This is a genomic window from Methanothermobacter thermautotrophicus, assembly GCF_014889545.1.
In the GTDB taxonomy this organism is placed as follows: Archaea; Methanobacteriota; Methanobacteria; order Methanobacteriales; family Methanothermobacteraceae; genus Methanothermobacter; species Methanothermobacter thermautotrophicus_A.
Map to the genome: position 1 here is coordinate 178,830 of NZ_QKOF01000007.1, position 11,045 is coordinate 189,874.

Annotated in this window: 10 protein-coding genes; 5 read left to right on the forward strand and 5 right to left on the reverse strand. The window is 53.7% G+C overall.

The genetic code is table 11. The features are described 5' to 3' along the window. The 4 genes from DNK57_RS08250 to DNK57_RS08265 all read right to left on the reverse strand — a co-directional run bounded on the left by DNK57_RS08250 (position 1) and on the right by DNK57_RS08265 (position 5,862). Entirely contained in the window at positions 1–1,179 is a 1,179-nt protein-coding gene (locus DNK57_RS08250) for a hypothetical protein (RefSeq protein WP_192962487.1), read from the reverse strand. After that, positions 1,157–4,159 carry a Mur ligase family protein gene (locus tag DNK57_RS08255; protein ID WP_192962488.1) on the reverse strand — a complete coding sequence of 1,001 codons (3,003 nt, stop codon included), beginning with the start codon at positions 4,157–4,159 and terminating at the stop codon, positions 1,157–1,159. The genes DNK57_RS08250 and DNK57_RS08255 overlap by 23 nt, the downstream gene beginning before the upstream one ends. A 208-nt stretch (positions 4,160–4,367) precedes the next feature. After that, positions 4,368–5,621: a Mur ligase family protein gene (locus tag DNK57_RS08260; RefSeq protein WP_226891225.1), complete on the reverse strand. Its 1,254-nt coding sequence runs from the start codon at positions 5,619–5,621 to the stop codon at positions 4,368–4,370. Further along, positions 5,602–5,862, reverse strand: coding sequence for a hypothetical protein (locus tag DNK57_RS08265; protein WP_192962489.1), 261 nt, complete (start codon positions 5,860–5,862; stop codon positions 5,602–5,604). Before DNK57_RS08265 ends, DNK57_RS08260 begins: the two co-directional genes overlap by 20 nt. 49 nt (positions 5,863–5,911) lie before the next feature. On the opposite strand from DNK57_RS08265, the gene DNK57_RS08270 reads away from it, so the two are divergent. The 5 genes from DNK57_RS08270 (at position 5,912) to DNK57_RS08290 (ending at position 10,060) form a co-directional block, all read left to right on the forward strand. Further along, the gene (locus tag DNK57_RS08270) at positions 5,912–6,475 is read left to right on the forward strand and encodes a class III signal peptide-containing protein (protein ID WP_192962490.1); all 564 of its coding nucleotides are present in this window, start codon (positions 5,912–5,914) and stop codon (positions 6,473–6,475) included. A gap of 77 nt (positions 6,476–6,552) precedes the next feature. Continuing rightward, the gene (msrA, locus tag DNK57_RS08275) at positions 6,553–7,050 is read left to right on the forward strand and encodes a peptide-methionine (S)-S-oxide reductase MsrA (protein WP_192962491.1); all 498 of its coding nucleotides are present in this window, start codon (positions 6,553–6,555) and stop codon (positions 7,048–7,050) included. Positions 7,051–7,073: 23 nt separating this feature from the next. Next, entirely contained in the window at positions 7,074–8,744 is a 1,671-nt protein-coding gene (locus DNK57_RS08280) for a 2-oxoacid:acceptor oxidoreductase subunit alpha (RefSeq protein WP_192962492.1), read from the forward strand. Next, positions 8,741–9,607 (forward strand): thiamine pyrophosphate-dependent enzyme, encoded by an 867-nt coding sequence (locus DNK57_RS08285; RefSeq protein WP_192962493.1) that lies wholly within the window; start codon positions 8,741–8,743, stop codon positions 9,605–9,607. Before DNK57_RS08280 ends, DNK57_RS08285 begins: the two co-directional genes overlap by 4 nt. 114 nt (positions 9,608–9,721) lie before the next feature. After that, on the forward strand, positions 9,722–10,060 hold the full coding sequence (locus tag DNK57_RS08290; RefSeq protein WP_192962494.1) for a hypothetical protein: 339 nt from the start codon (positions 9,722–9,724) through the stop codon (positions 10,058–10,060). Between the two features lie 190 nt (positions 10,061–10,250). Here the strand turns inward: DNK57_RS08290 and DNK57_RS08295 are convergent, their stop codons facing one another. Then, positions 10,251–10,811, reverse strand: coding sequence for a hypothetical protein (locus DNK57_RS08295; protein ID WP_226891226.1), 561 nt, complete (start codon positions 10,809–10,811; stop codon positions 10,251–10,253). Positions 10,812–11,045 lie beyond the last annotated feature (234 nt).

Here is an 11,045-nt window from a genome sequence, read left to right on the forward strand (position 1 = left end):
TTAACCACCCCAGGCGGGTTCAAGCCTGTATAGCCTGGCGTATATCCTTGTATTGGCACCTGAACCCGTCGTCCACATCTCTATGAGTACCGGGTATTCCCCTGTGTTCCGGACCTTTATACCCGTTGCCGGGTTGAAGCCGAAGAGGACCGCATGGAACTCCCAGGTCATACCCCTCGGAAGGGGCATGCCAGCTGAGGTCACGATGGCCCTCAGTGCCCTTGCAGGGGGGCATGAACCATGGGATGCATAACCGCCGGGGGCTTCAGGATCCCTTGATGCCGTGAATCTCACGGTCTCCTTACCAGAGGCCTCACTACCCGGAGGGATTATTGTTCCATTCCAGGCCTCTGCGAAGGCCCTCGCATTGAAGGCCCTCTTATTATCATCATACTCCGGGTAGGATCCAAGGAAACTCACTGCACTGGATACCAGGACCCGCCGGCTATCATCGGTGTAGACCATCACAGGGGATCCTGATGGGTAGTTCTCCATGTACTCGAGCGCAGAAGCGCCAAAGAGTTCCTCTATCATCCCTGGCGGGACAGGAAGCCTTCCATCACTGAAATTTGAGAGCTGATAGTCCAGCGTAATCCTGTCACCCTCATCGGCCCTCCTGTACCATCTCTTTATCCTGTCAATCGATTTGTATCTGTGGGGGACTGTGCTGTTGCTTATGCTCCCTGCCGGTACAAAACGGACCCTCTTTCCATTTTCAACTATCTCCAAACCATCCTTCCTTTTAACCCCATAGGTGTAGGGTGTCTTGTAGGCCCAGAGGAAGGTGGGGGGCTCCTCCACCACGAGCCTCCCACCCTGGACCCTGAGGGACCCTGGACCGCTGACAGTGGACCTGCCACTGGCATCCACACCCTCTGTCATCTCAGATATGGGGACGTGTACAGTCCCTGTCAGGATGGCCTGGATGAGGTTTGATGGGTTGAGGTAGTTGAACTCGTCAAGTATGTAGTCGGGGTGGAGTATGAGTGGCACGCTCCTAACCCTGGACTCATCGATGACATCCTGGCCCTCGAGCACGGTACTCCCCATGGGAAGTGCCGCTATCTCCTCAGGGTCCTGTGGTTCAACCCTTCCCTCAAGGTACCATCCAGCAGCCGCCGCTAGTGCAACCAGAACAATTAAAAGGATCAGGTGTTTACCTGATAGCTTCCTCACCATACCTGTATCCCCCCTCTCCTATTATGAGTACAGTGTCATCTGGTCCTGCAATTTCAAGGGCCCTCCTGACGGCCTCGGCCACCTGCTCCCTGCTGGCCCCCAGGGTGCCTCCACCGGCCCTCATCCTGCTGGATTCTATGTGGACCGCCTTCTCCCCGAGGATGCCCGAGGCCCTCCTGGCGGCATAGGATGCAGGTATGACCACATCTGCATCCTTGAGGATCGCTGCCATCTCCCTGTCCCCTTCGATTCCGCTCTCTGATGCCACGGTGTTGACCACTATAAGTCTCCGGTCACCCCTGAGCTCCTGCATGACGGCCCTGACACCTGCAGGGTTGTGGGCGTAGTCCAGGATGACCCTGGGCGACTCTAAGATCTCCTGGAACCTTCCGGGGACGCCTTTGAATGATTCGATGCCCCTGACGATGTCATCGATCTCCACTCCCAGGGTCCATGCGGCTGCAGCCGCTGCAAGGGCATTGTAGACATTGAACATCCCGGGGGTTGCAAGTCTAACCTCCCTCATCTCCTGTCCGATCAGGAGCTTGAAGCCACCAGGGGTTGCATCGATGGCCATGACGTCTGGCTGGGGCCTCCTGTACCCGCAGATGCACTGGTAGTCGCCGAGGTGCCCCATGGTCCTCCTGGTGTACCTCAGGGGCTTTCCGCACCTGGGGCACTCCCTGCCCTCAGGCACCACTCCCCTGGACTCAGAGCTCTGTATGCCATAGAAAACCACCCTTTCACCAGGGAGTCCATCTGCAAGGGAGGCCACAACAGGGTCATCTGCATTGAGCACGAGATCCTCTGCAACCTCCACCATTTCAGCCTTGCATTCTATGTAGTCAGAGAATCTCCTCCCGCCCGACAGGTGGTCCCTTGATATGTTTGTTATAACACCCAGTGAGACGCCGGAGAGCATGGCTGAACTTCCTATCTCACCCTTCCTCCCGAAGGTGCCTATCTCAACAACTGCGAGGTCACCCGGGAGCCTGGCCTGCAGGGCGGGTACAAGTTCCGTGTTTCCCTGGATCTTCAGGTGGTGCTCCGGGACCCTCATCCCTGCAGCCCTCATTATGGATTTGAGCATGGCAGTGGTTGTTGTTTTCCCGTTTGTCCCTGTAACACCCACCACGGGTTTATCGACCGGGCACATGTTGAGTACGTCCTTAACACCTATTATGTCTGCTTCAAGGCCCTCTATGAGTTCACGGATCCTCCTGTTATTCTCCAGGGCCGGTGTTATGGCCACAGTCCTCGCCCTCCTGAGTATATCAGGGTCATGGCCTCCGAGGTCGAGGTGTATCCCCTCCTCCCTCAGCACATCCGCCAGGGGTGTATCCTGCCGGAGATCCGAGACCACGACCCTGTGGCCCCTGGCCCTGAGGTTTCTTGCCATGAGGCTTCCCACGTTTCCCAGGCCCCCGAGGACGACCACACAGTCATCCATGGACTTCAGGGCCTCCTCGATGTCGGACCTCACATTTTCGTAGGCGTTGACAACCCCGGGGCCTATATGAAGGATGGTATCCCCTGGTTCTGCAATCTCAAGGGCCCTCCTTATGCTATCATATACGCTCTCTGTCTTTATGGTCCTCTCCTCACCGGCGCCCCTGGCAACCTCATCGGCGGCCTCCATGTCAGTGACTCCGGTTGTCTCGTTCTTTGCACTTACGATGATGGTGTCGGCCCTTTCAGCCAGGACCCTCCCTATCCTCTCCTTGTCCCTCACCGTGAGGGTGTCCGGGTTGTCCAGGCTCACTATGAGTCTGCCCTGGAACTCCATGCCCTCGAATAGTTTCTCCATGCTCTCGGGGTTGTGGGCTGCGTCCATGTACACCCTGACACCGTCAACCTCATCTATGAATTCGAATCTGCCCCTGATGCCCCTGAAGTCCTCGATACGCCTCTTTATATCCTCCATGTCAAATCCGAGTATGAGTGCGACGGTTATGGCTGCAAGGGCGTTTTCAACGTTGAATATGCCCGGAACCCTGAGGTTTATCCTCTCCCTGATGGGCCCCACAGAGGCCATACCGTCATGTTCCCTGCAGTTGAGGACTCCGCAGGTGCTGCAGATGGCTGTGGGTATCTCAGAGACATCCAGCGTGAAAGTTGAGCCTGCAAGTCCCCTAAGCTCTATATCGGAGGCCCTGACCTGGATCCTGGCTGAGCCAGTGAATCTCCTGCCCATAAATTCTACCGTCCTCTTCTCACCCACACCATAGACCGCCTTTGCCACTTCAAGGTCGTCCAGGAGTCTTGATATAACTGGATCATCGCCGCAGAGTGCCAGAACACCTCCGGGGGCTATTAGATCCTTTATTGAGAAGTTCCTCTCAATGTACTCATCGTAGTCACTGAATTCGTCCATGTGATCGGGTGTGAGGTTTGTCACAACCCCTGCTGAGAGTTCGAGGCCCTCGGCCATCCTTATTGTGCCGTGGGGGAGTTCGAACACCGCAAGATCCCTGTCGCATGTATCCCCCTTCACCACGAGTTCCACGAGGCCCTCTATCACCAGGGAATCCTGGAGTGATGAGAATGATACTGTCCTGTAGCGTGAGGAGAGGATGTGGTCTATCATGTTGGTTGTTGTGGTCTTCCCGTCGGTTCCCGCCACTCCGACCATGGGGATCCCTATGAGCTCGTTGAGGGTCCTCCCTATATCTGAGCTTGTTATTTGGACCAGGTCCCCGGCATCCCTTACCATTTTACGTACCGGTGCGTCCTGGGGGATGTTGGGTGATATGAAAACAGCGTCTGCCCAGAGTATATCCTCCATGCTGTGACCCCCGAACCTGAACTTCACACCCTCATCCTTCATCTCAGCTATCCTCTTCTGGGCCTTCGGGGGGAGTTCATGGAGTTCCCTGACATCGTTAACAAGGACCCTGTTGTTGAGGTGGTTGAGCAACCTCGCTGCAGGCCTACCTGCGTTTCCAGCTCCAATCACAAGCACTTTCCTGTTCCTGATCAATTACATGCACCCATAAACCTTTTTATCAAACAAGCTCTCCTTCCTGATGAACTGTGAATAAGAGTAACACCATATGCCAATGATAGTAGCTTTACCTTACCGGTCAGACAGTCTACCTAAAGATATGTGCTCATCCTATATAGCTATCAGGATCCCGGACCAATCCCTGGAGGTGCCCATCACCACCAGTGGGTCCTGTCAATGTGATCTAGGCACATGATACAATGGCCTCGAGTTCCTCCTGGATCCTGATAAGCACATCCTGTCCGTTACCTGCCACAAGTATCCTCCCATACTCCCTGGAGAACTCCCTGACCATCCCTGGAATCTCCCGGGGGTCATGGGTGGTGAGGACCTCCGATGGGATCCTGAGTTCCCTCAGGTGCTCAAGGGCCATCTCAACCGTGTCCTCAAGCCCCGGAAAGAGTACAAGGATTTCAGGTGGAGACTCTGCGATTTCATCAAGGATCCCCAGACGCCACTCCTCTGATCTTCGTGGTGTGCCCAGGAATACGACATCAAAATCAGATTCACTGAGCAGGGCCCTCATGGCGTGGGGGTTATCGGTTTTACCTGCAACCACCACTGCACCATTCACACTGAACGATCTTATGCGGCCCGCCACCGGTCTGAACCCTGAGAGGTACCTGGCGGTGACCTCAGATGGTATTCCAAGAAATTTCAGGGCCTCCTCAGCGGCCCCTGCGTTGAGTCTGTTGAACTTCCCCTCCAGGACGAGTTCACCCCGGTAGGGGGTGTATCTCATGACCCTCCTGGCCCTCACTGTGAGTTCCCTGAGGTGGGGTTCGTCTTCAGATATGACCACATCCCTGCCCTCAAGGAACCCGGCCACCGAGTCCCTGTAGTTCTCCATGGACCCGTGAAAGTCCAGGTGGTCCTCTCCCAGGTTTGTGAGGACAACCAGGTCAATGTCGAAGCACCTGGATGCGAATTCAAGGGTCATGTCGCAGACCTCCACCACCATGTAATCGAATTCCTCCTCAGATGCCCTCAGTATGACCTCAGTGTATCCATCGAATCCGCCTCCTGCGTTTCCGCCGAGGAGGACCCTCCTGCCTGCACTCTCAAGTACATGTGCTATCATTGACGCCGTCGTGGTCTTCCCGTTGGTCCCTGTAACTGCAACTGTGACCGGCTCCCTGTGACCCCTGAGTACCCTGCAGAGGAGCCTGTCACTGAACCTTTCCCAGAGATCTGTGCCAAAGAGTGAGGGGCTCAGTACAACGGCATCAGATGAGGCTATCCTCTCTGTGTCATGGAAGCCAAGGTCAACGTCCACGCCCTCCATGTTCAGTTCAATATCATCCCTTATATCACTGGCGTATACGCTGTGGCCCCTCCTCCTGAGGGATTCAACAGCCTTTAAACCCTCAACTCCAAGTCCCAGAACCGCAATCCTCATCGATTCACCGTTCCTGCCCTCAGTTATCATCCCTTTCATCAGAGACTCCCTTATCCTCTTCATCATCGGATACTCCGTACTCCTCCTTGAGCTGGGCTATTATATCCTCATTCTTTGACACCTCTGGCTTCACCGTCCCTTCATCCCCACTAACCTTCTTTCTCCTTCCTATAAAAACAATCAGTACGATTATGACTGCAATGGCCGCTATAACAGCTGCAACGGTTATGATAACGTCAATGCCTATTACTGGAGTCTCTGTACCGGCTCCGGGTCCCATTGTCACACCTCAAAATTTTATATAAACGATCATACAATATATATCTTACATGATAATCAGGGATTTAAGGGGGCAGGGGGGTGCAGAATACATACTGCTCTTCGCAGCGATAATAGTGATAGCTGTTGCAGCCCTCTACATATACAGCTCCTACTTCAAATTCGCAGGGAACGAGACCGTGGAGGTCAAACTCACCATAACGAATATCGGACCATCCAAGAGCAAGTTCATCTATGAGGCCAACAACACCACGGGTGGTGGGAGCAGGCACATAGTATCAGGGGACCCAGGTAACAGATTCTTCCTTCTCCAGCCGGGTGCAAGCAGGACCTTCAACCTTGGGAGGATGAGTGGGGGTACAAGCTTCACCATTGAGGGGGGAGTGGGAGACCCCCGCGGCGGAACAGATGACCTGAGGGGTATAGGTCAGAGGGGCCGCTGGACCCTCACAATCGGCAACCAGACCTACTCATGGGTTATAAGCGGACCCTACGACTACCGCAGGAACCCCACCGGCAGTGTGCTGATGTCCTTCTCAATAAGTGGAGGTGGAGGTTCACCCTTCAAATTCAGCAGTGACCAGGTTCAGGTGAGGGGAAACGTATCAGGCTGAGAGATCTGAAGCTAGAGCAGCAGAAATTCACTGTGATGGGGAACCCGTCAGGATTAGATGAGAAAATGTGAGGGGTGATGTGTTTGAGCAGATATGAGAGGGCCACATTCGGTGCTGGATGCTTCTGGGGGGTTGAGGATGCCTTCAGGAAGGTTGAGGGTGTTGTGTCCACCAGGGTGGGATACATGGGGGGTCACACTGAGAACCCCACCTATGAGGATGTATGCACCGGCCTCACAGGACATGCCGAGGTGGTTGAGGTAACCTTTGACCCTGAGGTTGTGGGTTACAGGGACCTCCTTGACGTCTTCTGGAGCATACATGACCCGACAACCCTCAACAGGCAGGGCCCGGACGTTGGGGAGCAGTACCGCTCGGTCATATTCTACCACAGCGATGAACAGAGGAAGGAGGCCCTGGAGTCAAGGAGGAGGCTTAAAGAGTCCGGGAGGTTCATGGACAGGATAGTTACAGCCATAGAGCCGGCAGGCACCTTCTATGAGGCCGAGGAGTACCACCAGCAGTATCTTGAGAAAAACCCCCAGAGGAGATGCTACATAAGGAGATTTTACTGAACCTAGACAGGATGGCTGATTAAATGAAAAGGATATGTGATGATGTATCCCTGGTGCTCTGCGGTGAGGCAGGGCAGGGCATACAGACAGTGGAGACCCTCCTGATAGGGGCCTTCAAGGCCACCGGCTACCACATATTCTCCTCCAAGGAGTACATGTCCCGTGTCCGTGGAGGAGAGAACTCCACACTGATAAGGGTGTCATCCAGGCCGGTGCGGGCCTTCATAGAGAGGGTGGATGTGCTATTTGCACTGAGCCCGGGTGCAGTGGAACACATGGGTGACCGTGCGAAGGAGACACTGGTCATTGCAGATGATGGCTTTGATGAGGAGGGCGCCATAGGGTTGCCGATAATAGCCGAGGCAGAGAAACTTGGGGGCAGGATATTCGCCAACGTCGTTGCAGCGGGTGCAGCCGCAAACCTCTTCGGTGTTAATGAGGAAACATTTGATGGGGCTGTGAGGTCCCTCTTCGAACGTAAGGGTCCAGATATATTGGAGGCTGACCTGAGGGCCGGTAGGAAGGGCTATGAACTCGGTGAGGAACTCAGGGGGCACCTGGAGATCAGCATTGAGCCCCAAACATCGGTGAGGGAACACGTGGTCCTCAACGGGACAGAGGCCGTTGGCATAGGATGCATCGCAGGGGGCTGCCGCTTCATGTCATCCTACCCCATGACACCCTCAACTCCACTGCAGATATTCATATCAGAGAATGCCGATGAATTCGATATGGTCTTCGAGCAGGCAGAGGACGAGATTGCAGCCATTAACATGTGCCTGGGGGCCTCCTATGCAGGTGCAAGGTCCCTTGTTGCAACCTCAGGGAGTGGATTTGCCCTCATGGAGGAGGCTGTGGGCCTTGCAGGTATGATAGAAACGCCTGTGGTTATATACATAGGCCAGAGACCCGGGCCGGCCGTCGGTCTTCCCACCAGGACAGCCCAGGAGGACCTGAACCTCGCCCTCTACTCCGGGCCGGGTGAGTTCCCCAGGGCAATTCTGGCTCCCGGGAAACTCGAGGATGCCCCTGATATAGCAGCCCATGCCTTCAACCTTGCAGAAAGGTACCAGGTACCCGTATTTCTGCTCTCAGACCAGTACCTGGCGGACCTCTACTACAACCTCCCTGCTCCTGTGGTCAGCGTGGAACCCGAGTACCATTTAGTCAGGACATGGGAGGGGTACAGGAGATTCGAGTTCACAGATGACGGTATCTCACCCAGGGGTATCCCGGGCCATGGTTCCGGGATGGTCAGGGTGGACTCTGATGAACACGATGAGGAGGGCCTGATAACTGAGGACATGGATGTCAGGAGGCGGATGGTTGAGAAGAGGAACATGCGCCTTGATATGCTGAGGGATGATGCCCTGAAACCCGAGGTCATCGGTGATAATTCACATGCCCTGATATGCTGGGGCTCCACCTACTGGCCGGTCCGGGAGGCCATAGAGTCCTCGGATGCCGATGTGGCCATGGTGCACTTCAGTCAGGTATACCCCCTCCCACATGACACCCTGGAGCTCCTTGAATCCTTTGAAAGGACCGCCGTGGTTGAGAACAACTATGGGGGCCAGTTCGCGGACCTCCTTAAGCTCGAGGGATTTGAGGCCGATGCCAGGTTGAACAGGTATGATGGTATGCCCTTCAGTGTTGAGGGTGTTGCAGGGTTCATTGAGGAGGTTCTACTATGAGGCCAGAGGATTATGACATGGAAACTGACATCGCATGGTGTCCTGGATGCGGTAACTTCTCCATCCTGAGGGCCCTTAAAATGGCCCTTGCAGAACTTGAGATACCCCCTGAGAGGCTTGTACTTGTCTCGGGGATAGGCCAGGCCGGGAAGCTCCCCCAGTACATGAGGTGCAACCACTTCAATGGACTGCATGGCAGATCACTCCCGGCTGCGGTGGCCATCAAGGCCGTGAACCCTGAACTCACCGTTATCGATGTGAGCGGTGACGGCTGCATGTACGGTGAGGGCGGGAACCACTTCATCCATAACATCCGGAGGAACCCTGATATAACCACCATCGTCCATGACAACATGGTCTACGGCCTCACCAAGGGCCAGGCGTCCCCCACAAGTCAGCCCGGCTTTAAGACTCCGGTGCAGGTCCATGGGGTCTTTGAGGAACCATTCAACCCCATAGCCGTGGCGGTTGCCCTGGGGGCCACCTTCGTTGCAAGGGCCTTCTCAGGGGATGTTGAGAGGACACGTGACATACTGGTTGAGGCCATCAGCCACCATGGATATGCCCTCGTGGATATATTCCAGCCATGTGTGACCTTCAACCGTGTTAACACCTTCCAGTGGTTCCGTGAGCACACCTACTACACTGAACATGACCCTGAAGACAGGTTGCTGGCCTTTGAGAAGTCCCTTGAGGGATACGGTGGGGGTAAGTTTCCACTGGGGGTCATATACAGGGTTGAGGGTGAGAGGACCTTCGAGGAGAACCTGAGTATATACCGGGAGGATTCCACTCCACTCTGGAGGAGGAGCCATGACCCTGAAAAACTGAAGCGTCTCATTGAATCAAAGAGGAGGGTGTAGCTTCAATTTAATTGATGCTGTATTCAATTATCGATGGGGGAAAATAGAAAATTAATGAAGGTATAAAGGTGATTGTGAATAAAAGTTCCACACACCCATTGGAGTGGTGATACCGTGAAAGAGAACATCAAACTCTACATAACCAGTGGTGAGGTTGAGGACTACCATGTTTTTCTTGAGAGGCTAGGGCAGTCCGGTCTTTCCTGGAGACCAGCGGATCCCGGGGATGCCGATGCAGTCATAGTACTTGCAGGTCTCTGGGGAAGCCAGAGGGATGAGATAATGGGTGCTGTGGATCTTGCACGTAAATCATCAAAGCCCGTGATAACAGTGCGGCCCTATGGTCTTGAGAATGTGCCGCCTGAACTGGAAGCTGTGAGTTCTGAGATCGTCGGCTGGAACCCCCACTGCATAAGGGATGCTGTTGAGGATGCCCTGGACTCAATCCATTAGGGAACATAGGATCCCTATCTGCAAACTGAAAGATGAATCCATCAGGAACATAGGATCCCTATCTGCAACCGCTGAAGCAGGTCTATAAAGAAGCACATGAGATCAATACACAATCATAGAACCAGAAACCATCAATAAAAATGACTTAAAGCTATCAGGATTTAAAAAAGAAAGTTTGGGGTGGCCATTTTCAGGCCGATGATTTAACCACAAACATACCGGGCTTACTTGAAGTGGGGTGGTATATCTTGTTGTAGCCACTGTAGTCGTAGTCAACCCAGCGCCCCCCACTGTACACCTGTACAGTACGGTGACGTGGTGACATGCCTGTGGCGTACTGTATTATACGCACCGTCTTCCCGGATGATGTGAGTTTTCTGTATAAATATTCACTCATGGCCCAGCAGTCCCCTATGTCTGGATCATAGCGATACGTGCTGGTACTGTAGGCTGCCCGCACCCGCTTCTTCCTGTAGGTCTTCTTTGAGTACCTTTTCTTCACGCTGGTACGGTATGTAGCCCTGACCTTCTTCCTGTAGGTCTTCTTGTACTTCTTGTACTTCTTGTACTTGTATGCGGCGTCAACCTTGACAGGTTCAGCCTTTATATTATCAGTTTTCGTTACTATTTTTGCGTTTTCTGTTCCACTATTTACTGCCTCACTGATGGGCACTGAACCCACAGTGAACATCAGTGCAAAGAGCACTGTGACTGCTTTGAATCGCGTAATTTTATCGCCTCCAATGTCCAATACTAACCCTAAGGTCACTAAGGACACTGAGTCAATGGTTACATCATCCTAGTATATAAATGTTTCCATAAAATAAAAGCTCTCTGAGCTTCTTTAATCCAGAAAAGCCTTCAGAATCCTTTTCTAATATCCAGATACTCTCTGAGAGTCCATGGCATTTTATTTAAGGAGAGGGGTCTCTGGGGAATCCCATTTGAGGTTTTGGACAGTAAGCACTGTCTGATCGAAAAGCAA

Excerpts from the sequence above, each read along its gene's own strand:
- DNK57_RS08270 (WP_192962490.1), top strand. The coding sequence starts at position 5,912 with ATGATAATCAGGGATTTAAGGGGGCAGGGGGGTGCAGAATACATACTG.
- msrA (WP_192962491.1), top strand. The coding sequence starts at position 6,553 with ATGTGTTTGAGCAGATATGAGAGGGCCACATTCGGTGCTGGATGCTTC.
- DNK57_RS08265 (WP_192962489.1), bottom strand. The coding sequence starts at position 5,862 with ATGGGACCCGGAGCCGGTACAGAGACTCCAGTAATAGGCATTGACGTT.
- DNK57_RS08260 (WP_226891225.1), bottom strand. The coding sequence starts at position 5,621 with ATGAAAGGGATGATAACTGAGGGCAGGAACGGTGAATCGATGAGGATT.
- DNK57_RS08280 (WP_192962492.1), top strand. The coding sequence starts at position 7,074 with ATGAAAAGGATATGTGATGATGTATCCCTGGTGCTCTGCGGTGAGGCA.
- DNK57_RS08250 (WP_192962487.1), bottom strand. The coding sequence starts at position 1,179 with ATGGTGAGGAAGCTATCAGGTAAACACCTGATCCTTTTAATTGTTCTG.
- DNK57_RS08285 (WP_192962493.1), top strand. The coding sequence starts at position 8,741 with ATGAGGCCAGAGGATTATGACATGGAAACTGACATCGCATGGTGTCCT.